The sequence below is a fragment of the Advenella mandrilli genome (assembly GCF_016595155.1).
GTDB classification, from domain to species: domain Bacteria; phylum Pseudomonadota; class Gammaproteobacteria; order Burkholderiales; family Burkholderiaceae_B; genus Advenella; species Advenella mandrilli.
Genome location: NZ_JAENGP010000016.1, coordinates 66,928 through 91,340 on the forward strand (window position 1 = coordinate 66,928; position 24,413 = coordinate 91,340).

26 protein-coding genes are annotated in these 24,413 nt (G+C 50.8%); 24 read left to right on the top strand and 2 right to left on the bottom strand.

Translation table 11 applies throughout. From position 1 onward, the window contains the following. The first annotated feature begins 245 nt into the window (after nucleotides 1–245). The 22 genes from JHL22_RS13580 to tatC all read left to right on the top strand — a co-directional run bounded on the left by JHL22_RS13580 (nucleotide 246) and on the right by tatC (nucleotide 21,009). Nucleotides 246–4,994, top strand: a complete 4,749-nt coding sequence (locus tag JHL22_RS13580; protein WP_200238561.1) for a glutamate synthase-related protein — start codon at nucleotides 246–248, stop codon at nucleotides 4,992–4,994. Between the two features lie 27 nt (nucleotides 4,995–5,021). Next, nucleotides 5,022–6,488 carry a glutamate synthase subunit beta gene (locus tag JHL22_RS13585; RefSeq protein ID WP_200238564.1) on the top strand — a complete coding sequence of 489 codons (1,467 nt, stop codon included), beginning with the start codon at nucleotides 5,022–5,024 and terminating at the stop codon, nucleotides 6,486–6,488. Between the two features lie 147 nt (nucleotides 6,489–6,635). After that, entirely contained in the window at nucleotides 6,636–7,472 is an 837-nt protein-coding gene (locus JHL22_RS13590; protein WP_200238651.1) for an ABC transporter ATP-binding protein, read from the top strand. Continuing rightward, nucleotides 7,469–8,245, top strand: coding sequence for a lipid asymmetry maintenance ABC transporter permease subunit MlaE (gene mlaE, locus JHL22_RS13595; protein WP_200238567.1), 777 nt, complete (start codon nucleotides 7,469–7,471; stop codon nucleotides 8,243–8,245). Before JHL22_RS13590 ends, mlaE begins: the two co-directional genes overlap by 4 nt. Nucleotides 8,246–8,313: 68 nt before the next feature. Further along, entirely contained in the window at nucleotides 8,314–8,790 is a 477-nt protein-coding gene (gene mlaD / locus JHL22_RS13600; RefSeq protein ID WP_200238569.1) for an outer membrane lipid asymmetry maintenance protein MlaD, read from the top strand. A gap of 79 nt (nucleotides 8,791–8,869) precedes the next feature. Next, the gene (locus JHL22_RS13605; RefSeq protein ID WP_407926779.1) at nucleotides 8,870–9,685 is read left to right on the top strand and encodes an MlaA family lipoprotein; all 816 of its coding nucleotides are present in this window, start codon (nucleotides 8,870–8,872) and stop codon (nucleotides 9,683–9,685) included. A 208-nt stretch (nucleotides 9,686–9,893) separates the two neighbouring features. Continuing rightward, nucleotides 9,894–10,508 (top strand): MlaC/ttg2D family ABC transporter substrate-binding protein, encoded by a 615-nt coding sequence (locus JHL22_RS13610; RefSeq protein ID WP_200238575.1) that lies wholly within the window; start codon nucleotides 9,894–9,896, stop codon nucleotides 10,506–10,508. 63 nt (nucleotides 10,509–10,571) lie between these two features. Then, complete coding sequence (locus JHL22_RS13615; protein ID WP_200238577.1) at nucleotides 10,572–11,357, top strand: ABC transporter ATP-binding protein; 786 nt, start codon at nucleotides 10,572–10,574, stop codon at nucleotides 11,355–11,357. Further along, nucleotides 11,357–12,142, top strand: a complete 786-nt coding sequence (locus tag JHL22_RS13620) for an ABC transporter permease (protein WP_200238580.1) — start codon at nucleotides 11,357–11,359, stop codon at nucleotides 12,140–12,142. The genes JHL22_RS13615 and JHL22_RS13620 overlap by 1 nt, the downstream gene beginning before the upstream one ends. Nucleotide 12,143: 1 nt before the next feature. Continuing rightward, the gene (locus tag JHL22_RS13625) at nucleotides 12,144–12,386 is read left to right on the top strand and encodes a BolA family protein (RefSeq protein ID WP_200238582.1); all 243 of its coding nucleotides are present in this window, start codon (nucleotides 12,144–12,146) and stop codon (nucleotides 12,384–12,386) included. Continuing rightward, a complete protein-coding gene (gene murA, locus JHL22_RS13630; protein ID WP_200238585.1) occupies nucleotides 12,379–13,635 on the top strand; it encodes a UDP-N-acetylglucosamine 1-carboxyvinyltransferase in 1,257 nt (418 codons plus the stop codon). Before JHL22_RS13625 ends, murA begins: the two co-directional genes overlap by 8 nt. 1 nt (nucleotide 13,636) lies before the next feature. After that, a complete protein-coding gene (gene hisG / locus JHL22_RS13635; RefSeq protein WP_200238654.1) occupies nucleotides 13,637–14,302 on the top strand; it encodes an ATP phosphoribosyltransferase in 666 nt (221 codons plus the stop codon). A gap of 81 nt (nucleotides 14,303–14,383) precedes the next feature. Next, complete coding sequence (gene hisD, locus JHL22_RS13640) at nucleotides 14,384–15,682, top strand: histidinol dehydrogenase (RefSeq protein ID WP_200238588.1); 1,299 nt, start codon at nucleotides 14,384–14,386, stop codon at nucleotides 15,680–15,682. 18 nt (nucleotides 15,683–15,700) lie between these two features. After that, a complete protein-coding gene (gene hisB, locus JHL22_RS13645; protein WP_200238590.1) occupies nucleotides 15,701–16,288 on the top strand; it encodes an imidazoleglycerol-phosphate dehydratase HisB in 588 nt (195 codons plus the stop codon). 15 nt (nucleotides 16,289–16,303) lie between these two features. Further along, the gene (gene hisH / locus JHL22_RS13650) at nucleotides 16,304–16,984 is read left to right on the top strand and encodes an imidazole glycerol phosphate synthase subunit HisH (RefSeq protein ID WP_200238593.1); all 681 of its coding nucleotides are present in this window, start codon (nucleotides 16,304–16,306) and stop codon (nucleotides 16,982–16,984) included. 162 nt (nucleotides 16,985–17,146) lie between these two features. After that, the gene (gene hisA, locus JHL22_RS13655) at nucleotides 17,147–17,896 is read left to right on the top strand and encodes a 1-(5-phosphoribosyl)-5-[(5-phosphoribosylamino)methylideneamino]imidazole-4-carboxamide isomerase (protein WP_200238596.1); all 750 of its coding nucleotides are present in this window, start codon (nucleotides 17,147–17,149) and stop codon (nucleotides 17,894–17,896) included. Further along, a complete protein-coding gene (gene hisF / locus JHL22_RS13660) occupies nucleotides 17,893–18,696 on the top strand; it encodes an imidazole glycerol phosphate synthase subunit HisF (protein WP_200238598.1) in 804 nt (267 codons plus the stop codon). The genes hisA and hisF overlap by 4 nt, the downstream gene beginning before the upstream one ends. Further along, complete coding sequence (gene hisI, locus JHL22_RS13665) at nucleotides 18,693–19,085, top strand: phosphoribosyl-AMP cyclohydrolase (protein WP_200238601.1); 393 nt, start codon at nucleotides 18,693–18,695, stop codon at nucleotides 19,083–19,085. Before hisF ends, hisI begins: the two co-directional genes overlap by 4 nt. Beyond that, nucleotides 19,082–19,435: a phosphoribosyl-ATP diphosphatase gene (locus JHL22_RS13670; protein ID WP_200238603.1), complete on the top strand. Its 354-nt coding sequence runs from the start codon at nucleotides 19,082–19,084 to the stop codon at nucleotides 19,433–19,435. The genes hisI and JHL22_RS13670 overlap by 4 nt, the downstream gene beginning before the upstream one ends. A 96-nt stretch (nucleotides 19,436–19,531) precedes the next feature. Further along, nucleotides 19,532–19,756: a Sec-independent protein translocase subunit TatA gene (gene tatA, locus JHL22_RS13675; RefSeq protein ID WP_200238605.1), complete on the top strand. Its 225-nt coding sequence runs from the start codon at nucleotides 19,532–19,534 to the stop codon at nucleotides 19,754–19,756. Between the two features lie 69 nt (nucleotides 19,757–19,825). Further along, entirely contained in the window at nucleotides 19,826–20,236 is a 411-nt protein-coding gene (gene tatB, locus JHL22_RS13680; protein ID WP_200238607.1) for a Sec-independent protein translocase protein TatB, read from the top strand. Continuing rightward, nucleotides 20,236–21,009 (top strand): twin-arginine translocase subunit TatC, encoded by a 774-nt coding sequence (tatC, locus tag JHL22_RS13685; protein ID WP_200238609.1) that lies wholly within the window; start codon nucleotides 20,236–20,238, stop codon nucleotides 21,007–21,009. The genes tatB and tatC overlap by 1 nt, the downstream gene beginning before the upstream one ends. 77 nt (nucleotides 21,010–21,086) lie before the next feature. Here the strand turns inward: tatC and JHL22_RS13690 are convergent, their stop codons facing one another. Continuing rightward, nucleotides 21,087–22,313: a S1C family serine protease gene (locus JHL22_RS13690; protein ID WP_200238611.1), complete on the bottom strand. Its 1,227-nt coding sequence runs from the start codon at nucleotides 22,311–22,313 to the stop codon at nucleotides 21,087–21,089. Between the two features lie 13 nt (nucleotides 22,314–22,326). Here JHL22_RS13690 and JHL22_RS13695 point away from each other — a divergent pair, with 13 nt between their 5' ends. Further along, nucleotides 22,327–23,103, top strand: coding sequence for a Nif3-like dinuclear metal center hexameric protein (locus tag JHL22_RS13695; RefSeq protein ID WP_200238614.1), 777 nt, complete (start codon nucleotides 22,327–22,329; stop codon nucleotides 23,101–23,103). Nucleotides 23,104–23,152: 49 nt separating this feature from the next. On the opposite strand, the gene mscL is transcribed toward JHL22_RS13695, so the two are convergent. Beyond that, complete coding sequence (gene mscL, locus JHL22_RS13700; RefSeq protein ID WP_200238617.1) at nucleotides 23,153–23,614, bottom strand: large conductance mechanosensitive channel protein MscL; 462 nt, start codon at nucleotides 23,612–23,614, stop codon at nucleotides 23,153–23,155. Nucleotides 23,615–23,735: 121 nt separating this feature from the next. Between mscL and petA the strand changes: the two genes are divergently transcribed. Next, nucleotides 23,736–24,377, top strand: coding sequence for a ubiquinol-cytochrome c reductase iron-sulfur subunit (gene petA, locus JHL22_RS13705; RefSeq protein ID WP_200238620.1), 642 nt, complete (start codon nucleotides 23,736–23,738; stop codon nucleotides 24,375–24,377). The last annotated feature ends 36 nt before the right edge of the window (nucleotides 24,378–24,413 follow it).

Here is a 24,413-nt window from a genome sequence, read left to right on the forward strand (position 1 = left end):
AATCGTAATCGCGTCCGTACCCTGGTTTTATTTTGGCAAAAGGAAATTTTAATGATTAGACAAAAGCATGATTTTCCAATAAAAACAAAATCTTAAATGATCTGTCCCTTATTATTAAAAATAAAAATAACAAATTAAAAAAATAGGGTTTGACCCTTTTTATTTTTATTGCAAACGGGTGTTTTTGTCTTTATTCTTGAAAACTGAAAAGAGCCCATTTAGCCCGAACCCATTGCGGAGCATGTATGTCTACCCAGATTAACAAAGATGTTGTGACTGAGGCGTTTGTTGATGCCTCGGCTATCGGTTTAATGCCGCACCGGCAGCCCGAGTCCCAGGGCCTGTATGACCGGCACCATGAGCATGATGCCTGTGGTGTCGGGTTTGTGGCCCATATCAAGGGGCAAAAAAGCCATGCCATTATACAGCAGGGCCTGAAAATCCTTGAAAACCTGGACCACCGGGGAGCGGTGGGTGCCGATAAGTTAATGGGTGATGGAGCCGGTATCCTGATCCAGATTCCCGATGCCCTGTACCGGGATGAAATGGCCCGCCAGGGTGTTACGCTGCCGCCCGAGGGCGAGTATGGGGTGGCCATGGTTTTTCTGCCCAAAGAAACCGCCTCGCGGCTGGCCTGTGAAAAAGAGCTGGAACGGGCGGTGCGCGATGAGGGCCAGGTCCTGCTGGGCTGGCGCGATGTACCGGTAGACAGTGACATGCCCATGTCACCGGCGGTGCGAGAGTGCGAGCCGGTTATTCGCCAGCTGTTTATTGGCCGTGGACCCGATGTGATGGTGCCTGATGCACTTGAACGAAAACTGTATGTAATCCGTAAAACGGCCAGTCACGCCATTCAGGCCATGAATCTGGCCCATAGCACCGAGTATTTTGTGCCGTCCGCTTCGGTACGGACGGTAGTTTATAAGGGTTTACTGCTGGCCGATCAGGTGGGTACCTATTACCGTGATCTGGCCGATACACGTGCCGTTTCCGCCCTGGCCATGGTGCACCAGCGCTTTTCCACCAATACCTTTCCGGCATGGCCATTGGCACACCCTTACCGCATGATTGCGCATAATGGGGAAATCAATACGGTCAAGGGCAACTTCAACTGGCTGCGTGCCCGTGAGGGCGTGATGGAGTCGGCGGTGTTGGGCAATGACCTGCAAAAACTGTATCCTATTGTTTATGAAGGCCAGTCGGATACAGCCACCTTTGATAATTGCCTGGAATTGCTGGTAACCGCGGGTTACTCGCTGGCCCACGCCATGATGATGATGATTCCCGAAGCCTGGGAGCAGCATGCCGATATGGATGTTAACCGTCGTGCTTTCTATGAATACAATGCGGCTAAAATGGAGCCCTGGGATGGCCCGGCCGCCGTGGCATTTACCGATGGCCGCCAGATTGGCGCAACGCTTGATCGCAATGGCCTGCGTCCGGCCCGTTACCTGATTACCGATGACAATATGATCATTCTGGCTTCCGAAGCCGGCACTTTGACCATACCCGAACACCGCATCGTGAAAAAATGGCGCTTGCAGCCCGGCAAAATGCTGTTGATCGATCTTGACCAGGGCCGTATTATTGATGATGAGGAAATCAAGTCTCAATTGGCTAACAACCGCCCCTACCGGCAGTGGATCGAGCGTTTGCGGGTTCGCCTGGATGATTTGCCCGCTACCGATACCGTTCATGCCGCCGATTACATGAGCCATGCCTCATTGCTGGATCGCCAGCAGGCTTTTGGCTGGACCCAAGAGGACATCAAGTTCATTCTTGAACCCATGGGAAAAAATGCTGAGGAAGCCATTGGCTCTATGGGCAATGATGCGCCGCTGGCCGTGCTGTCCAGCCGTCCGAAGTCTTTCTATAACTATTTCCGCCAGCTGTTTGCGCAGGTTACCAACCCTCCCATTGATCCGATCCGCGAGCAGCTGGTGATGTCGCTGGTTTCCTTCATTGGGCCCAAACCCAATTTGCTGGATATCAATAACGTCAATCCGCCACAGCGTATCGAGGTCTCCCAGCCCGTGCTGGATAGCATTGGCATGTCCCGTCTGCGTGAAATTGAACGTTATACCAATAACAAATTCCGTTGTCATGAACTGGATATTACCTACCCGGCAAGCTGGGGGGGGGAAGGGATTGAAGCCTGTGTTGCCGCTTTGTGTGCCAGTGCCGTCGATGCGGTCAAGAGCGGTTATAACATCTTGATTATCTCTGACCGGAAGGTGAACAGCGAGCAGGTGGCTATTCCCGCCTTGCTGGCCACTTCGGCCATTCATCAGCATCTTATCCGTTCTGGCCTGCGAACCAATACGGGCCTGGTGGTGGAAACCGGTTCAGCCCGGGAAGTGCATCATTTTGCCTTGTTGGGCGGTTATGGTGCCGAAGCGGTTTATCCCTATCTGGCGATGGAAACCCTGGCCACCATGGATGCAACGGGCAAGGCGGTTAAAAATTACGTCAAGGCGGTGGGCAAGGGTCTGAACAAGGTCATGTCCAAAATGGGTATTTCAACCTATATGTCTTATACCGGTGCGCAGATTTTTGAGGCGGTGGGTCTGAAAAACGACCTTGTCCGTAAATACTTTACCGGTACGCCCTGCAATATAGAAGGGTTGGGTATTTTTGAAGTGGCCGAAGAGGCATTCCGGCTGCACCGGCAGGCTTTTGGCAATGATCCGGTATTGGCTAATGAGCTGGATGCCGGCGGTGATTACGCTTTCCGGATCCGTGGTGAAGACCATATGTGGACCCCCGACTCTATTGCCAAGCTGCAGCATGCCACCCGCGCCAACAATTACCGTACCTACAAGGAATATGCCCAGCTGGTCAATGACCAGTCGCGCCGTCATATGACTTTCCGTGGATTGTTTGAGTTTAAAGTGGATCCTTCCAGGGCGATTGCGCTGGAAGAGGTTGAGCCGGCCAGGGAGATTGTCAAGCGTTTTGCCACGGGGGCCATGTCTTTAGGCTCAATCTCCACCGAGGCGCATGCCGTGCTGGCAGTGGCCATGAACCGGATTGGCGGTAAGTCCAACACCGGTGAAGGCGGTGAGGATGAGTTGCGCTATCGGGCTGAAATGCAAAACGGTAAAAGCAAGATCAAGACGGGTGATACGTTGGCTTCGGTATTGGGAACCGACCGAATTGTGGCCGAGGTTCCGCTGCTTAAGGGAGATTCGCTGCGTTCAAAAATCAAGCAGGTGGCGTCGGGCCGTTTTGGTGTCAGTGCCGAATACTTAAGCAGCGCAGACCAGATCCAGATCAAAATGGCCCAGGGGGCCAAGCCCGGTGAGGGCGGGCAGTTGCCGGGTCATAAAGTGTCTGAATATATTGCCAAATTGCGTTACTCGGTGCCGGGTGTGGGACTTATTTCGCCACCACCGCACCATGATATTTACTCTATCGAAGATCTGGCCCAGTTGATTCACGATCTGAAAAATGTCAATCCGGCGGCTTCCATTTCCACCAAACTGGTTTCAGAAGTGGGGGTGGGCACGATTGCTGCGGGTGTGGCTAAAGCCAAGTCTGATCATATTGTGATTGCCGGCCATGATGGTGGTACCGGCGCCTCTCCCATTGCCTCTATCAAGCATGCCGGTACGCCGTGGGAGTTGGGGCTGTCTGAAACCCAGCAAACCCTGGTGCTGAACAAGCTGCGCAGTCGTGTGCGGGTGCAGGCCGATGGCCAGATGAAAACCGGCCGTGACGTAGTGATTGGTGCCTTGCTGGGGGCGGATGAATTTGGTTTTGCTACAGCGCCCCTGGTGGTGGAAGGCTGCATTATGATGCGCAAGTGCCACTTGAATACCTGTCCGGTCGGCGTGGCAACCCAGGATCCGGTCCTACGCCAGAAATTCCAGGGCAAGCCCGAGCATGTGGTGAATTACTTCTTCTTTGTAGCTGAAGAAGTTAGGGAAATCATGGCCCAGCTGGGGGTTCGCAAGTTTGATGACTTGGTGGGCCGGGTGGGTTTGCTGGACATGCGTGCCGGTGTGACACACTGGAAAGCCAAAGGACTGGATTTTTCCCGCGTGTTTTACCAGCCGGAAACCGAAACCGGCAAATATCATACCGAAGAGCAGGATCATGCGCTTGAAAATGCCCTAGACAAACAGTTGATCGAACGCAGCAAGGGCGCGATTGAGCGGGGTGAGAAAGTGTCTTTCATCATGCCGGTACGTAACCGCAATCGTACGGTGGGTGCCATGTTGTCGGGCATGGTGGCCAGAAAATACGGTCATGAAGGGCTGCCTGATGACACCATTCACATCCAGTTCAATGGTGTTGCCGGCCAGAGTTTTGCTGCCTTTCTGGCCCATGGTATTAGCGTTGACCTGGTGGGTGAGGCTAATGACTATGTGGGCAAAGGCTTGTCCGGCGGGCGGATCTCCATTCGTTCACCCAATGATTTTCGCGGTTATGGCCCCGAGCATATTATTGTGGGCAATACCGTGTTGTATGGTGCGCTGGGCGGAGAAGCCTATTTCAATGGTGTGGCGGGCGAGCGTTTTGCCGTGCGCAATTCGGGTGCTGCGACGGTTGTCGAAGGTACCGGAGACCATGGTTGTGAATACATGACGGGTGGTACTGTGGTGGTACTGGGAGAAACGGGACGCAACTTTGCCGCCGGTATGTCGGGGGGCGTTGCCTATGTGTGGGACCCCGAAGGCCGGTTCAGGCAACGCTGCAACCTGAGTATGGTTGAGCTGGAAACGGTTGTGCCAGGGCAAGAGCAGGAAAAAGAAGGCCGGATTGAACGCTGGCATACCGTCAAGCGGGGTGAGACCCGGCAAACGGATGACGCTATTTTACGCTATCTGGTTGAAGAGCATTTTCGTCTGACAGGCAGTTTTCGTGCCCGCGACCTGCTGGGCAACTGGGATAAATCGCGTGGCCAATTTGTCAAAGTGATGCCGATTGAATATCGTCGGGCACTGTCGGAAATGTGGCAATCAGAACAAATCAGTCAGAAAGTGGCTTGAGTGGCGTAAGGGTTTTTAGGAAAAATCATGGGAAAAACAACAGGTTTTCTGGAATTTGAAAGAGTAAGTGAGTCGTATGAGCCAGCTGTGTCACGGATTAAGCATTACCGGGAGTTCGTGCTGGCCTTGGACGACAAGCAGGCGCAACAACAGGGCGCGCGTTGCATGGATTGCGGTATTCCTTTCTGTACCAATGGCTGCCCGGTTAATAATATTATCCCGGACTGGAATGATCTGGTTTACCGGCAAGACTGGAAACAGGCCTTGGCCACGCTGCATTCCACTAATAATTTTCCGGAATTTACCGGACGTATTTGCCCGGCGCCCTGTGAAGCTGCCTGTACCTTGAATATCAACAGTGAAGCGGTGGGTATCAAGTCGATTGAGCATGCCATTATTGACAAAGGGTTGAAAAAAGGTTGGGTAGTGCCTCAGCCTCCGGTAAAAAAAACCGGCAAACGGGTTGCTATTGTGGGATCTGGCCCGGCGGGGCTGGCTGCTGCCCAGCAATTGGCCCGTGCCGGACACAGTGTGACGGTTTTTGAAAAAAGCAACCGGATGGGTGGTTTGCTGCGCTATGGCATTCCCGATTTCAAACTGGATAAAAGCCTGATTGACCGGCGCATGACGCAAATGGAAGCCGAAGGCGTGGAGTTTTGCGGCTCTACCTATATCGGTTCACCCGGTGATAAAGTGGCAGATGGACTGACTATAATAAGCGCCGCAGACTTGCAACAGGCGTTTGATGCGATTGTGATGGCAGGGGGCGCTGAAGTACCCCGTGACTTGCCAGTACCCGGCAGGGAACTTAATGGGGTTCATTTTGCTATGGATTTCTTGCGCCAGCAAAACAAGGTCAATGCCGGTCATCGTTTAACCGGTCAAATTGTGGCCAAGGGCAAGCATGTGCTGGTGATTGGTGGTGGCGACACCGGGTCGGACTGTGTGGGCACCAGTAATCGCCAAGGAGCGGCATCGGTCACCCAGATCGAGCTGATGCCTAAATTGCCTGAAGAAGAAAACAGGGAACTGACCTGGCCGTATTGGCCGGCCAGATTGCGCACGTCTTCTTCCCATGAAGAGGGTTGCCATCGTGACTGGGCCATTGTGACCAAATCGTTTCAGGGAGAAAAAGGCAAGGTTGGCAAACTGGTGGCGGCCCGGGTTGAATGGGTGCGTGACGAAGCCACCAGCCAGATGAAAATGACTGAAATCGAGGGCTCTGAATTTGAGTTGAAGGCAGATCTGGTGTTGCTGGCCATGGGCTTTGTGGCACCTGTGCCCGCCGTGCTGGATGCGTTTGGGCTGGATCGGGATACGCGCGGCAATATTCGCGCCAATACCGAAGACTACCGTACCAGTGTGGACAAGGTTTTTGCCGCGGGTGACATGCGTCGTGGTCAGTCTTTGGTGGTTTGGGCCATTCGCGAAGGACGGCAATGTGCCCGTGCGGTAGACCAGTATTTAATGGGACAGACTGTTTTACCAAGATAAAGGGGCAAGATAAACAATCCTTTGACACATTTTTCCAAGCTATAACAGAAATCCCGAAAAGTTTTTTCGGGATTTCTTTTTTTTGCATTAGTTGATGTAGCGTAAACGTTGATCAGTTACAATGGTTCTTTTGAATTTTTAAGGGTTATCCCGTTGAACGATCATCTTTCCGAGTCAGATATCATTCTACGATTTTCCGATGTGTCACTAGGCTACGGAGAACGGGTGATACTTGATAGCCTCAATTTGCAGGTGAAGAAGGGGCAGGTTGTCGCGCTGATAGGTGGCTCTGGTTCAGGTAAGACAACCTTGTTGCGGGCCGCCATTGGTCAGCTTATTGCCAAAAAAGGGGTGGCTACCGCCTTTGGCCAGAATCTTGCCAAGGTAAATCCAGATAAGCTGCGTCAGATTCGTCGGCGGATGGGGGTTCTGTTTCAGCAGGGTGCCTTGTTCACTGATTTGAACGTATTCGATAACGTGGCTTTTCCCTTGCGCGAGTTAACCAATGACAGTGAGTCGATTATCCTTGAAAAAGTCCTGGACAAGCTGGATGCGGTTGGCCTGAAAGCCGCTGCGCACCTGGCTGTTTCGGAAATTTCCGGTGGCATGGCGCGGCGTGTCGCATTGGCCCGGGCAATCGTGCTTGAGCCCGAACTGGTGCTTTATGACGAGCCTTTTGCGGGGCTGGACCCCATCTCGCTGGGCATGACGGCTCAGCTTATCCGTAATCTCAGTGACCGTCTTGGTTGTGCGTCGGTATTAATTACCCATGATATTGATGAATCCTTTCAAATTGTTGATCAGGTATACATGGTTGGGCATGGAAAATTGCTGGCGTCCGGTACCCCAGAGGATTTGCGCGGCTCTGAAGACGGCTATGTCAAACAGTTTCTTCATGGTTCGCCCGAAGGCCCGGTGGTTTTTGAGTACCCGGATACCCCGGCATTTTCCAGCTGGCTGTCAAAACGCAAAGAGGGCTTATGATTTTCAAGAGTATCAGTGCCTTGGGGGCATTTATCATTAATGTCATCAGCGGCCTGGGTGTGTTCAGCAAATTTACCTGGGAGCTCTTCTGCAAATCGGGTATTGCGCTGCGTCGTCCACGGCTGGTCATCGAGCAGGTGCATTTCATTGGCAATCATTCTTTGCTGATTATTGCCGTATCGGGGCTTTTTGTCGGTTTTGTCCTGGGCTTGCAGGGGTATAACACCCTGTCCATGTATGGCTCCGAAGAAGCGCTGGGTTTGCTGGTGGCTCTTAGTCTGGTGCGTGAGCTGGGGCCGGTCGTCACCGCCTTGCTGTTTGCAGGCAGGGCAGGCACTTCTATTACCGCTGAAATTGGTTTGATGAAGGCCGGAGAGCAGTTGGCGGCTATTGATGTCATGGGCATCAGTCCCTTGCGCCGGATTCTTGCACCACGCCTGTGGGGAGGGGTAATTGCCATGCCTGTCTTGGCGGCCATTTTCTCAGCCGTGGGTATTATCGGTGGCTGGGTGGTGGGTGTCCTCATGATCAGTGTTGATGCCGGTTCGTTTTGGGCGCAAATGCAAAACGGGGTAGACGTTTTTTCCGATGTGGGTAATGGTCTGATTAAAAGCATTGTGTTTGGTTTTGCCGTCATGCTAATTGCCCTGTTTGAAGGTTGGTATGCCAAGCCGACACCCGAAGGGGTTTCCAGGGCGACAACAAGAACGGTGGTCAGAAGCTCCCTGGCGGTTCTGGGGCTTGATTTCCTGTTAACAGCAGTCATGTTTTGATCAATAAATGAAAAATGTATCAGGCAGGCGGGTTTTCTTGCCGTACCCTGATACCGGGATGAATGACAATGAGTAAAAAAACCGATTTTCTGGTGGGTTTGTTTGTATTGCTAGGCGCGGCGGCGCTTATGTTTATGGCATTAAAAGCGGGTAATTTAAGCTCTTTCAGCTTTGAGCCCACCTATACCGTTAGTGCTAAATTTGAAAATGTGGGCGCGCTTAAGGCGCGTGCCGCCGTTAAAAGCAATGGCGTGCTGGTGGGGCGTGTAAAGAGTATTCAATTTGATAATCGGGAGTTCAAGGCTGTGGTAGAGTTAAGTCTGGAATCCCGTTATCAGTTTCCCCTGGATTCATCCGCCTCTATCATGACGGCAGGCCTGTTGGGCGAGCAGTATATTGGTCTGACCCCGGGCGCAGATGAAAGCAACCTTGAAAATGGCAGTGAAATCCTGTTTACACAGGGGGCGGTTGTGCTTGAAGAGTTAATCGGTAAATTTTTGTTCTCAAGTGCTGAAAAGGAAGGTTCCTCAGCACAAGGGAAGTAACCGTCATGCAACGCTTTAGCGCCGGCATATTTGTGTTAAATTATTTTAAATGCCAAGATGCATATAAGAGAACATCATGATTAATAAAAAAAACATCAGAAAAACACTCGGTCTGGCCAGTGTCGGGTTTCTGGTCAGCGGGTGTGCCTCGGTGCCTCATCCCAGTCCTGAAGATCCCCTGGAAAGTTATAACCGCAGCATGTTTGAGTTCAACGAGGTTGTAGACAAAACATTGTTCAAGCCGGTAGCAACCGGTTACAAGGCGGTTATGCCCAGTCCGGCACGTACCTGTGTACGGAATATTTTTGGTAACCTGGGTGATGTCTGGTCGGCCATCAACAGTATGTTGCAGGGCAGGGCACTCGACTCAATCAATACCTTCGGACGGGTCCTGTTCAATTCCACCATGGGTATTGGGGGGTGTATAGATGTGGCCACCATGAATGGTGCCCATAAAATTCCCAATGACTTCGGTACTACGCTGGGTGTTTGGGGGGTTGGTAATGGTCCTTATGTCGTGCTGCCTTTCTTTGGGTCAAGCTCTGTGCGTGACAGTGTTGGTCTGGTTGGCGATGTTGCCGGGGGGACCGCAGTTTATGCTTCACCTGGCGCGATTAGTGATGTGCCTGTGCGCAATGCCCTTATTGGCCTTAGGGTGGTTGATACACGTACCAACCTGCTTGATGCCGATGAGCTGGCCGAGGAAGTTTCCCTGGATAAATACTCTTTTGTACGTGATGCTTACCAGCAAAATCGCAAGGCGCTGCTTGAAAGCAAGTTGCGCCCTGAAGTACAAGACAGCGCTGCGGGCGGTTTATCGGTTCCCGATTATGATGACCCCGAGCAGGCGGGTCATGACGCATCCGTGCCACAGTATGAGGATCCTGGCGAATAATTGGTTTGTAACGTAAAATCTTCAAACCCTGAAAAACCGCCTGTTGAAAAACAGAGGTTTTTCAGTTGATTTCAGTTTGCTCCCATCTTTAACGCTTTCTGACAAATCCTTAATTTACTTAATGTATTTGGGGGTGGTTTGTGTTTACATTAAAGCGTTCGTTTAGTTTATTTATTATTTTATTTTTTGTGAATATTCAGGAGAAATCATGAAGCTCCAATCCGTGTTTCTGTTGGCCCGGCGTTTTGCCGCCATGGCTTTCGTATCGGCCGGCTTGCTTGGCACGGCCCAGGCTGCTCAAAGCCCAACGCAATTTATTGAGCAAATTGCCAACCAAACCCTTGATGCTGTCAAACAAAACAGCGCGGCACGCAGTGGCAATGTCAATACCATCAACGAGATTGTCAATGACAAGTTGATGCCTCATCTTGATTTTCAGAAAACGACACGGCTGGCTACCGGGCAGCCCTGGCGTCAGGCAACCCCTGAACAGAAAACAGCGCTGACAAATGCTTTTAAAAGTACGTTGGTTCGTACCTATAGCGGCGCCTTCAAGCAAGTGTCATCAAGCACAAAAATTGATCTGCTGCCATTCCGTGGCAATCCGAATGCCAACGATGTAGTGGTTCGCTCAACCATTATTTCGGACTCTGGCCCGGTATCGGTTGACTATCGTCTGGAAAAAGCGGGCGATAGCTGGAAAGTATACGATTTCAGCGTTGAAGGCATCTGGTTGATCCAGAATTACCGTAACCAGTTCTCTTCGCAGATTGCACAAAATGGCATTGATGGCCTGATAAAAGCGTTAAATCAACGAAAGTAATGTGTAAAGGGCTATAATCAAGGGTCTGTTCCGTGTCAGGAGCAGGCCTTTTTTTATGTAAATATGTCAGCCGTTAAAATAGAAAATATTTCCAAAATCTATGCACCTTCCCTTTCCTTAAGGCAAAGGTTGCTTTCTGCTTCGCCTGCCCGCAAGGGGTTCCAGGCGCTCAATGATATCAGCATCAATATCGAGCAAGGAGAGTTTTTTGGCCTGCTTGGTCCCAATGGTGCCGGTAAAACATCGCTTATTTCCATTTTGGCAGGTTTGTCGCGTCCTACCAATGGCAAGGCCAGCATTTGTGGCTACGATGTGGTGGCCGATTATAAAAATGCACGGCGCGCTTTGGGGGTGGTTCCCCAGGAACTGGTCTATGACCCGTTTTTTACCGTCCGTGAAACCTTGCGCAATCAGTCCGGTTATTTCGGTTTGCGAAATAACGATGACTGGATCGATGAAATTCTCTTGAACCTTGGCCTGTCCGACAAGGCTGATGCCAATATGCGTGCCTTGTCAGGCGGCATGAAGCGCCGGGTGCTGGTTGCCCAGGCATTGGTGCATCGTCCGCCGGTCATCATTCTTGATGAGCCCACGGCCGGGGTTGATGTCGACTTGCGACGCAGCCTCTGGGACTTCATTTCAAGATTGAATAAAGAAGGCCACACCATTTTGCTAACGACCCATTACCTCGAAGAAGCACAAACCCTTTGCGGCCGTATCGCTTTTCTCAGAAAAGGTAAAATGATTGCGCTTGATACCACCCAGGCCCTGATGGCCAAGTTTGGCAGTGAAGATCTTGAGGAAACTTTTGTGCAAATCATGCATACCGGCAATGAGCAGGCAGCGTAATGAACCCTTTACAACAAAATATCAACTTCGGTTCCGGTTTTCCCACCTTGTTGCGCAAAGAGTTATTGCGTTTCTGGAAAGTATCTCTCCAGACCGTGGCGGCACCGGTCATGACTGCCTTGCTGTATTTACTGGTTTTTGCCCAGGTCCTTGAAGGGCGGGTGCAGGTTTATGGCACCTTGTCTTATGTGTCTTTTTTAATGCCCGGTCTCATGATGATGAGCATGATGCAAAATGCCTTTGCCAATCCCTCATCATCGCTTATCCAAAGCCGTATTACGGGTAATCTTGTCTTCGTGCTGCTGCCACCCTTGTCTTACCTGGAAATATTTGGCGCTTACGTGCTGGCGGGTATTGTACGGGGGGTTTGTGTAGGCCTTGGTATCTGGCTGGTGGCAATGCTATTCATGCCACTGTGGCCGGTTCAGCCGTTGTGGGTAGTGTTTTTTGTCATTATGTCCTGCGGTATTTTTTCCTGTCTGGGGCTTGTTGCCGGGCTTTGGTCCGAGAAATTTGATCAGTTGGCGGTGTTCCAGAATTTCCTGATCATGCCTGCCACGTTCCTGTCGGGCGTGTTTTATTCCATCCATTCCCTGCCACCATTCTGGCAGGCTGTGTCACACTGGAATCCGGTGTTCTACATGATAGACGGCTTCCGTCACGGATTCTTTGGCATTTCTGATGTCTCGGTCTGGCACAGTTTTGCAGTCGTGCTTTGTTTTTTCATCTTAACGTCATTGCTGGCAGTAAAATTGCTGGCAAGCGGCTATAAACTTAGGACATAAAATGTTACCCACTCCTGAACAGATTCGTGAATACATTGCTTCCAACCTGGCCTGTGAACACATAGAGGTGGAGGGCGACGGTTCCCATTTCCAGGCAATTATCGTGAGTGCGGCCTTTGAAGGCAAGCGCCCGATCGCCAGGCACCAGCTGGTATACGCGGCATTGGGCGATAAAATGAAGGCGGAAATCCATGCCTTGTCAATGAAAACGCTAACCCCTGAAGAGTATAAAGTGAATGGATAAACTGCGCATTATCGGTGGTAACCGGCTTTCCGGAGAAGTCACCATATCAGGCGCCAAAAACGCCGCCCTGCCTATTTTATGCGCAACCTTGCTAACCGCCGAACCGGTTGTTTTACGCAATGTGCCAGCACTGAATGATATTCATACTACGCTGAAAGTCTTGGGACAGCTTGGAGTGAAAATCCAGTGGCTGGAAGAGGGTGTCGTACAACTGCAGGCTGATCAGATCAACAGTTACGAGGCATCTTACGAACTGGTGAAAACCATGCGTGCCTCTATTCTGGTCCTGGGCCCTTTGCTGGCCCGTTTTGGCCAGGCCAAGGTTAGTTTACCAGGGGGTTGTGCCATTGGACAGCGGCCGGTAGACCAGCATATCAAGGGGCTGGCTACCCTGGGCGCCGACATTCGTGTCGAGCATGGCTTTGTGTTGGCCAAGGCCGCAAGGCTTCAGGGTGCCTCTATTCATACCGACATGGTTACCGTTGGTGGTACCGAGCAATTTCTTATGTCTGCGGCGTTGGCAAAAGGCACCACTATTCTTGAAAACGCGGCACGCGAACCCGAAGTTGTGGATTTGGCCGAACTGCTGATTGCCATGGGTGCCAAAATCAGCGGCCACGGCACTGACAGAATCGTTATCGAAGGTGTGGAACAGCTGCATGGCGCTAACTATCAAGTGGTTCCCGATCGTATCGAGGCGGGTACTTTCCTGTGCGCGGTGGGTGCCACTGGCGGCGATATCCTGTTGCGCAATGCGGCCCCTTCAACCATGGGCGCCATTCTGGACAAACTTGAAGAGACCGGGCTTACTCTGGAAACGGGGCCTGACTGGATTCGGGCCTCAATGAATGGCAGGCCCCGGGCAGTAGGGGTTAAAACCTTTGAACACCCCGGCTTCCCCACTGATATGCAGGCCCAGATTATGGCGCTTGATACTATCGCGAGCGGAACTGCCGTCATTGTTGAAAATATTTTTGAAAACCGTTTCATGCATGTCCCCGAGCTGATTCGCATGGGCGCGGATATTGAACTGGATAGCCATACTGCCGTGGTGAATGGCGTGCCACAATTGTTTGGTGCCAAAGTCATGGCCACCGATTTGCGCGCATCAGCCAGTCTGGTGATTGCGGCGCTGGCCGCCAGCGGAGAAACCATTATCGACCGGATTTACCACCTCGATCGTGGCTATGAACAAATGGAAGTAAAATTGAAAGGGCTGGGAGCACAAATTGAACGACTGCGCGGGTAATATGTCTAACGAAGATAATGAAATGCTAACCATGGCGCTTTCCAAAGGGCGCATTTTTGAAGAAACCATGCCTTTGCTCGAGGCGGCCGGGATTTCCGTCAATGAAAGTCCCGAGTCATCGCGCAAGCTGATTTTGCCAACCAGTGATCCCCGTTTGCGTTTGCTCATTGTACGGGCTTCCGATGTGCCCACTTATGTGCAGTATGGGGCGGCTGATTTTGGTATTGCCGGTCGCGATGTCCTGTATGAATATATGCAAGAACAGCCTGGTGGGCTGTATCAGCCCACCGACCTGAATATTGCCAAATGTCGTCTGGCAGTGGCGGTACGCGAGGGCTTTGATTACGAAGAGGCCGTGAAAAAAGGCGCCCGCCTGCGTGTGGCAACCAAATATGTCAATGTGGCGCGAGAACATTTCGCCAAGAAAGGGGTCTATGTTGATATCATTAAACTATATGGATCAATGGAATTGGCGCCCTTGGTAGGATTGGCAGATGCCATTGTCGATGTGGTTTCCACCGGTGGCACGTTACGTGCCAATAACCTGGTCCCCGTTGAAGATGTCATGCCGGTTTCCTCCCGCCTTATTGTCAACCAGGCAGCCCTGAAAACCAGGGCGACACGGCTGATGCCTATACTGGAAGCCTTTGAAAAGGCGGCCATTTAGACCACGTGGGCGACCTTTGACACAAAGGTTCTTACTGAGCCGGAAGGGTGGTTTGTTTTTACTATTTTTGCAAAGAGTGATATGTCTTTAATAAACCGGTTAGATGCCAATGATGCAGGTTTTGCTCAGCAGTTAAAAACCCTGCTTGCGTTTGATGCCTCGCAAGATGAGCAAATCGAGCAGTCGGTGGCGAAAATCCTGAACGATGTCCGCCAGCGCGGTGACGAGGCGGTTCTTGAATACACGCAACGTTTCGATCATGTAAAAGCAAGCCATATCCAGGAACTGGAAATTTCGCTTGCCGACTGTGTGGCTGCCCTGAATGCCTTGCCGGCAGACCAACGCAAGGCCCTTGAAAGTGCGGCTGACAGGGTTCGTGTCTATCATGAAAAGCAAAAAGCCACCTCCTGGACTTATACCGAAGCCGATGGCACCTTGCTGGGACAAAAAGTAACGCCCATGGACCGGGTTGGTTTATATGTGCCGGGCGGCAAGGCCGCCTATCCTTCCTCGGTATTAATGAATGCCTTACCGGCCAAAGTGGCTGGTGTGCCCGAAGTGGTCATGGTTACGCCTACCCCGGGGGGCAGCCGTAACCCCATTGTGCTGGCTGCTGCCGCAGTCGCCGGGGTTGACCGGGTGATCGCCATTGGTGGCGCGCAGGCGGTGGGTGCCCTGGCTTATGGCACCCGGTCAATCGCCGGTGTCGATAAGATCGTGGGGCCTGGCAATGCCTATGTGGCGTCAGCCAAACGGCGGGTTTTTGGAACGGTGGGCATTGATATGGTTGCCGGCCCCAGTGAAATCCTGATTATTTGTGATGGTACAACGCCCGCCGACTGGATTGCCATGGACTTGTTCTCCCAGGCCGAGCATGACGAACTGGCACAAGCCATTTTATTGTGTCCCGATGCCGCCTATCTGGATCAGGTGTACGAGTCTATTGGCCGCCAATTGCCGAATATGCCACGTGCCGACATTATCCGCACCAGCCTGGCCAATCGGGGCGCTTTAATTAAGGTGCGCGATCTTGAGCAAGCTTGTGAAATTGCCAACCAGATAGCGCCCGAGCACCTTGAGATTTCCACTGAAAACGCCCCGGCATGGGCCGAAAAAATACGCCATGCAGGCGCGATTTTCATGGGACGATACAGTTCGGAATCACTGGGTGACTATTGTGCCGGCCCCAATCATGTGTTGCCAACTTCCCGTACCGCCCGGTTTTCCTCACCCTTGGGTGTTTATGATTTCCAGAAACGCTCCAGCCTGATTCAGGTGTCACGCGAAGGGGCGCAAACCCTGGGCAAAATCGCAGCGACCCTGGCTTTTGGGGAAGGCTTGCAGGCACATGCCGAAAGCGCCCGCTACCGTTTAGATTAAATACTTGATGAGATGAATATGCGTACAGCAGAAATAGTTCGTAATACCAATGAAACCAAGATCAAGGTTGCCATCAATCTTGATGGTACCGGCAAGCAGTCACTGAATACCGGTGTGCCTTTTCTTGATCACATGCTTGACCAGATCGTGCGTCATGGCCTGATTGATATCGATATTACTTGTGATGGCGATGTGCACATTGATGACCACCATACGGTAGAAGATGTGGGTATTTCCCTGGGTCAGGCTTTTGCCAAGGCCGTGGGCGATAAAAAAGGCATTTTACGTTACGGTCATGCCTATGTGCCGCTTGATGAAGCCCTGTCACGGGTGGTCATTGATTTTTCAGGCCGCCCCGGACTGGAATATAACATTCCATTTACCCGCGCCCATATTGGCCGTTTCGATGTTGACCTGACTCGTGAATTTTTCCAGGGTTTTGTCAACCATGCACTGGTCACCCTGCATATCGATAACCTGCGGGGCTTTAACGCCCACCACCAGGCTGAAACCGTCTTCAAGGCATTTGGCCGCGCGCTTCGCATGGCGCTTACCGAAGACCCACGCAATGCGGGCGTTGTCCCATCCACCAAAGGCGTCCTGTAAAGGCATCATACTTAAATGAAATCCCCATCTATTGCAATTGTGGATTATGGTATGGGCAACCTGTATTCGGTTGCCCGCGCGTTAATGCATGCGGCTCCCCATGCCCATGTCTATCTGGCTTCTGATGTGGCGGGAATCAAATCCGCCGACCGGATCGTGTTTCCCGGCCAAGGTGCAATGCCCGACTGCATGCGTAATCTGGTGCAGTCCGGACTAAGCGATGCCATACTCGAGGCAGCGTCAAGCAAGCCTTTACTGGGGGTTTGCGTTGGCGAACAAATGCTGTTCGAACGTAGTGAAGAAGGGGGGGCGGCCTGTCTGGGGATTTTTCCTGGCAACGTCAAACGTTTTCAAGGGAAGCGGTTTGCCACGACAGCGGCTGCCAATACGCCTGCCGCTGCCATCGGGCTCGAAAACGAAAAACTTAAGGTGCCTCATATGGGCTGGAGCCGGGTAAAACAAACCCGGCATCACCCGGTCTGGCAGGGCATCCCCGATGATGCCTATTTCTATTTTGTGCACAGTTATTATGTTGTGCCTGCTGATAACAGCCTGACGGTAGGTACGGCCTTATACGGAGACGTATTTACTTGTGCGGTTGCCAGGGATAATATTTTTGCCGTACAGTTTCACCCTGAAAAAAGTGCCGATCATGGTTTGCGCCTGTATCGGAATTTTGTTGAGTGGCGCATTTAGTTGCGGGACTAAATCCTGAAAATGCGTTATAAATACAGTTGCGGGATTCCAATAACAAAGATACTGTCAACAATCAGTTATTACGGGGAGTGACAAGTCTGCTACTTAGGCTTTGCTCATTCTGTTTTGTTTTTTTTCTTCTTATCAAACTAATATAACGCTATGCTGCTCATACCAGCCATTGATTTAAAAGACGGACAATGCGTTCGCTTGCGTCAGGGTGACCTTAATGACGCGACTATTTTTTCCCAAGACCCTCAGGCAATGGCCCGTCAATGGGTCAACCAGGGCGCCCGTCGCCTGCATCTGGTTGACCTTAACGGTGCGATTGCGGGCAAGCCTAAAAACGAGGCGGCCATCCAGGCAATCCTGAAAGAGGTAGGAGACGAAATTCCAGTCCAGATTGGCGGCGGTGTCCGAGATCTGGATACGATCGAGCGCTACCTTGATTTGGGTATCCAATATGTCATTATCGGCACGGCAGCGGTCAAAAATCCGGGTTTTCTGCAGGATGCCTGCACCGCTTTTTCGGGGCATGTCATTGTGGGTCTTGACGCCAAGGATGGCAAAGTCGCCACCGATGGCTGGAGCAAGCTCACCAAGCACGATGTGATTGATCTTGGCCGTAAGTTTGAAGACTACGGGGTTGAATCCATTATTTATACCGATATCGGCCGCGATGGCATGTTAACCGGTGTAAACATAGAGGCAACGGTACGCCTGTCTCAGGCCGTCAAGATTCCGGTTATTGCCTCGGGTGGCGTGACCAACCTTAAAGATATCGAAGCCCTGTGCGAGGTAGAAGATGAAGGCGTTGAGGGGGTGATTCTGGGTCGCAGCATCTATGAAGGGACGCTTGATTTCCAGGAAGCCCAGACGCTAGCTGACGAATTGAACGGGGAAGAAAATTGAGCATAGCTGCCAATGCCGATTCCACGTTGACCAAACGTATTATTCCCTGCCTTGATGTGACGGCAGGACGGGTTGTCAAAGGGGTCAATTTTGTTGAGTTGCGTGATGCCGGAGACCCGGTTGAAATTGCCCGTCGTTATAACGAGCAGGGCGCCGATGAACTGACATTCCTTGATATTACGGCAACCAGTGACGGCAGGGATCTGATCCTGCCGATTATCGAACAGGTGGCATCCCAGGTATTTATTCCCTTGACGGTTGGCGGCGGCGTTCGCGCGGTTGCCGATATCCAGCGACTGCTGAATGCCGGTGCCGACAAGGTGTCCATTAACAGTGCAGCAGTGGCTAATCCCGAGCTGGTGCGGGAAAGTGCCGATTATTACGGTTCACAATGCATTGTGGTGGCGATTGATGCTCGCAAGGTTTCTGCCAACGGTGAGCCCGATCGCTGGGAAGTCTTTACCCATGGTGGCCGTAAGGCGACCGGCATTGATGCTATTGAATGGGCAATACGCATGGCCCGTTACGGAGCCGGCGAGCTTCTGTTAACCAGCATGGATCGTGATGGCACCAAATCAGGGTTTGATCTTGAGCTGACCCGTGCCGTTTCCGATGCCGTGTCTGTACCTGTTATTGCTTCCGGGGGTGTGGGTAATTTGCAGCACCTTTGTGACGGTGTTACTAAAGGCCGGGCCAGTGCCGTGCTGGCAGCCAGTATTTTTCACTACGGCGAATATACCATCGCACAGGCCAAGGAGTTTATGGCACAACAGGGCATTAATGTCCGGGAAATTGCATGAGCTGGATTGATGAAGTGAAGTTCGATGAGGCCGGCCTGATTCCTGCTATTGCGCAGGACTGGAAAACCGGTCGCATTCTCATGGTTGCCTGGATGAATCGCGAGTCATTGCAGGAAACCGTGACGACTCGCAAAGGCGTCTACTGGTCACGTTCGCGCCAGAAATTATGGCGCAAGGGTGAAGAGTCAGGCAATACCCAGCAAGTTCATGAAGTTCGCATCGACTGCGATGCCGATGTAATACTTCTTAAAATTGAACAAACTGGGGGCGTGGCCTGTCATACTGGCAGGGAAAGCTGTTTTTTCCGTTTGCTAAATGGCAAAGGCGACAGCGCCCAATGGGAAATAACCGATGAAGTCTTGCAAGATCCGGAGCATATGTACAAATGAGCACAGAATCCAGTATTGAATTGTCGTGTGTGCTTGGTCGCCTGGCCGATGTATTGCAAACCCGGTTGCCAGCCAATGGCGGCGATCCGGCGACTTCGTATGCCGCCAAATTATTTGCCAAGGGCCCCGATGGCTTCCTGAAGAAAATTGGCGAAGAAGCCACTGAATTGGTCATGGCTTCAAAAGATGGCCAAAATGACCGGATCATTGCAGAAACTGCGGACCTCTGGTTTCATTGCCTGCTGGCACTGGCCTACCACGGCTTGCGCCCAGAGGACGTGTTTGCCGAGTTGGCACGCAGGGAAGGATTATCAGGTCTGGTAGAAAAAGCTAACCGGGATCAATCCTGAATTTAATATATTTGTGGCACAATTCAGTATGAACATTATTGGCAGTTCCTGATATAGTAGAAATTGGTTCGGAATTGTCACTTTAGGAGTTGTTTTATGGGCAGTTTAAGTATTTGGCATTGGCTAATCGTTTTGGTGATTGTTGCGCTGGTCTTTGGTACGAAGAAAATTCGTAATATTGGTGAAGACCTGGGCGGTGCTGTAAAAGGCTTCAAGAAAGGCATGAATGAGGCCACTTCGGAAGACACGGAAACAACAGAAAAAAAACAGGCGGGCACAGAAACCATCGATGTGCAGGCAAAAGAAAAATCGGATTCCTGAAATCCAGCAGATCCCTTTTACGCTTGCATGATTGCTGGTGAAAAGGTTCTGTTTTTGTAAAGCGTATTTATGTTTGGTTTAAGTTTCGGTGAGCTGTTTGTCATTGGCATGGTTGCCTTGATCGTTATTGGCCCTGAGCGTTTGCCCAAAGTGGCCCGTACAGTAGGGCTTCTTATGGGGCGGGCGCAACGTTACGTCAATGACGTTAAAAGTGATATCCAGCGTGAGGTTGATATCCAGGAAATCAGCCAGCTCAAAAATGATTTGCAATCCACGGCTCAGGACATGAAAGCCTCGTTCGAGGAAACTACGCAGTCTTTACGTAATCCGGTTGAGCAACTTGGGCAGGAATTGACCAGCGCAGGAAACCAGGTCAAGGAAACGTTGTCGCCTGAAAAAAAAGACACGCCCAAAGAAAATGAACCCGACAATAATAGTCACAAGCCCGAAAATAATACTGGTTCAGGAACAAAGGTCTAATGCAAAACTCATCACCTAATGAAAATAATGGCGAGAAAGAAGAAAGCTTTTTTTCGCATTTGATAGAATTGCGTTCGCGTCTGATTCGGGCAGTTGTTACGGTACTGGGGATTTTTGCCATTTTGTGTATTTATCCCGGTACGGGGGCCATTTACGATTTCATTGCCCAGCCCATGATTCAAACCCTGCCCGATGGCAATAAAATGATTGCCACGGGGGTCATCACGCCGTTTCTGGTACCCCTTAAGGTTACGCTGCTGTTTTCTTTTGTGCTGGCTTTGCCTTACGTGCTGTATCAGGCATGGGCTTTTATTGCGCCGGGCCTGTATCGGCACGAGAAGCGTCTGGCCATACCGTTGGTGGTTTCCAGTACCCTGCTTTTTTTAATCGGTATGGCATTTTGTTATTTTATTGTTTTCCATACTGTTTTTCATTTCATCTCAATGGTCTCGCCCGATTCCATTAATTTTGCACCCGACATAGAGGCCTATCTCAGCTTTGTAATGACCATGTTCATTGCATTTGGCATTACTTTCGAAGTGCCTATTGTGGTGTTGGTGCTGGTGGGTACCGGCATGATGACCCTTGAAAAGCTGAAAGCGGCCAGGGGTTATGTGATTGTGGGTGCTTTTGTGATTGCCGCTATCGTTACCCCGCCTGATGTGCTTAGCCAGTTGTTGTTGGCTATTCCCCTGTGTCTGTTGTACGAGCTGGGTTTGCTGGTGGCGCGCTTTATCAAGCCCAGGAAGACGGCAGAGGAAGTTGACAGTTAAGCGGTGTTTTCCGGTTTTGGCATATAGCTTGACAATGCAATCAGAAACCGGAAACCTGTTACCCCATTAAATGGGGGTTATTTCTTTGAGGTGATTCCGGGGCGCTGCCCCAAGGTTACCGTTACATCCTGGGATTTGCCCGAACGTAATATCTTGAATTTCATCTGGGATTTTGGTGGAAAGCCGGCAATTTCATTGAGCATCTGGTCGGTGTCAATAATTTCTTTATCATTCATGCCCAGCAGGATATCTCCGACCAGCAAGCCTGCCTGGCCTGCCGGGCCATTGGGTACCAGTGATGCAATAATAATCCCTTTGGTGCTGTCCAGGTTGAAGGCTTTGGCAAGATCGCTGGTAATGTCCTGCGGCTCAATACCTAGCCATCCACGTGAAACGGTACCGGTTTCAATGATTTCCTGCATGATCTTGAGAGCGGTATGGGCGGGTGTGGCAAAACCAATGCCCAATGAGCCGCCTGCCTCGGACTCGGAATAAATGGCGGTATTAATACCAATCAGGTCACCGTTGACATTAATGAGTGCGCCACCCGAGTTCCCCGGGTTGATGGCGGCATCGGTCTGGATGAAATTTTCGTAGGTGTTGATGCCCAGGCCAGTTCGGCCCAGTGCCGAGATAATGCCCATGGTTGTGGTTTGTCCTACGCCAAACGGGTTGCCAATGGCCAGCACGACGTCACCCACACTGAGTTGCTGTTTGTTGTCAGGGTGAATGGGTACCAGATCGGGTAAATCAATTTTCAATACGGCCAGGTCGGTGTCGGGGTCTGCGCCAATGAGTCGTGCATTGGTCTTGCGGCCATCGGTCAGGGCAATCTCAATCGAGTCGGCCGCTTCAACCACATGGTAGTTGGTCAGGATATAGCCGTCAGCAGAGGCAATAACACCAGAGCCCAGGCTGGTGGTGTTATTAAGCATTTGCATGTTTTCTTTCTGCTCCTGGATAAACGGACGCAGGGCAGGAACATCGGGCAGGTTCTTGAATGGGGACTCTATGTTCTTGCTGGTGTAAATATTCACCACAGAAGGTGCGGCAACCTTAACCGCACCGGCATACGATGTGATAATAGTAATGAGTTGTTCAGGCTCTTTTGTTTTCTCGCTGTTGGTTTCTGTTTCTTTGGCGGGTTCTGCCGGCTCTATTTTGGCGGTTGCAGTAGGCACAGAAGCGGGTATGGCTGCTTGCTTTTTAAAATCAAGCCAGTCAGGTCGTAGCGTCGTGACCGTAAACAGAATCGCGAGAAAAACAGTTACGGTTTGAGAGAAAATTAACCAATAGCGATGCATAAAGGAAAATGAAGTGAGTGAAATTTTTACACAAGACTTGGTAAAGTGGCTTGATGAAAACCTGAAACCACATTTATATCAAGATTATGCACCAAATGGGCTTCAGGTGCAGGGAAGGCCCGTAATAAAAAAAGTAATTACAGGTGTAACTGCATCGCGGGCTTTGCTTGAAAAAGCAATTGAGCATCAGGCGGATGCCGTCATTGTGCATCACGGATGGTTTTGGAAAAATGAAGATGTACGTATATTGGGCACCAAATACCAGCGAATTGCCTTGGCCATCAAGCATGATTTAAACATTATTGGCTACCATTTGCCTCTGGATGCCCATCCTGAGTGGGGAAATAACAGGCAGTTGGCCAAAGTACTGGATCTGCAGCCTTTTTATGAAGAAGACCAGCCGCTTACCTGCGGCAGGGATGGGCTGGTTTGGCTGGGTTCGGTGGTCACAGGTGAAACCACATTGGCAGATTTGGGTGTCTTAATTTCACAACGTTTGGAAAGGGATCCGTTGTTAATTGGCGACACTCATAAAATGATTAAAAAGGTGGCCTGGTGCACGGGTGGGGCTCAAGGCATGTTTCAGGATGCCATTGATGCTGGTGTGGATGCGTTTATTACCGGAGAGGCTTCGGAGCCTGTTTATCATATGGCCCGGGAAAGTGGGGTTGCTTTTATCGCTGCCGGTCATCATGCCACCGAACGTTATGGTATTCAGGCGCTGGGCAATGCACTGGTAGACCGGTTTGGCATCACATCATCATTTGTGGATATACCCAATCCGGTTTAGGACGGCTCACTGAAAAACAGCCCCCGCCGGTAACAGGCGGGGTACTGCATTAGTGTTTGTTTTTTAACAGATCTCGAATCTCGGCTAACAGGACGATATCAGCCGGTTCGGGTGCAGCAGCGGCTTGCGCTTCTTTTTCTTTCTCCATAGAGGCACGGGCCTTGGAGATGAGTTTAACTAGACAAAAAACAACAAAGGCTAGCAGGATGAAATTAATAAGAATGGTCAGAAAATTTCCATAAGCCAGTACATTGGCACCTGCGTTGGTCATTTCTGCATAGGTTTCAGGCCCGGAATAGCCTTCTGGTTTTGATAAGATAATGAATTTATTGGAAAAATCAACAGATCCCCCCAAAATAAAGTTGATGAACGGCATCATGACGTCCCTGACGAGAGAATCGATGATTTTACCGAAGGCCGCACCAATAATTACCCCAACTGCCAAATCAATCATATTGCCTTTGACAGCAAATTGTTTGAATTCGTTTATAAAACCTTTAGCTTTGCTCATAAGAAATCCTTTTTTCCTCTGTCCCCGAGCGGACACAGTATATAATAAGCGGTTGTTAAGCTTTGTACACAAGTTTTAAGTAATTTTTTTAATACCTTAGTAGTATCAATAAGGATAGATAATGAGTCAGGATTCAATACAGCATGACAATGAAGAAACTGCATCTCCTGCAGTTCTTCCACCCGATCCATCACGTCGTTTCTGGTTGGGTACTGCCTGTGCGGTTGGTGGCGTAGCCGGTGTCGCAACAGCAGTTCCGTTTGTCGCCTCTATGTCACCCTCAGAACGCGCCAAGGCGGCAGGGGCCCCCGTTACCGTTAACCTTAGCACGATTGCTCCGGGCACAATGCTTACTGTCGAATGGCAGGGCAAACCCGTCTGGATCTTGAATCGTACGCAGGAAATGATAGACGGCCTGAAAGACAATGATTCCTTTTTGGCAGATCCCCTCTCGGATCGGCCAGGCTTTACGCCTGAATTTGCCAAAAACATCGATCGCTCACGCAAGCCAGAATGGTTCATTTGCGTTGGTATTTGTACGCATCTGGGTTGTTCACCATCCCCACGGTTTGCTGTTGGTGGCGGGGAAGGCATGCCCACAGAATGGGAAGGCGGGTTTTTGTGCCCATGCCATGGTTCTCATTTTGATTTGGCCGGCCGGGTATTCAAGAACCAGCCTGCGCCCGATAATCTGGAAGTGCCGCCGTATTATTTTATTGATGATAATAATATTATGGTTGGCCTTGAAAAAGCAGCGGGCTAGTAGCTACGGTTACTGAGTTTAGTATCTTGCCAAGTT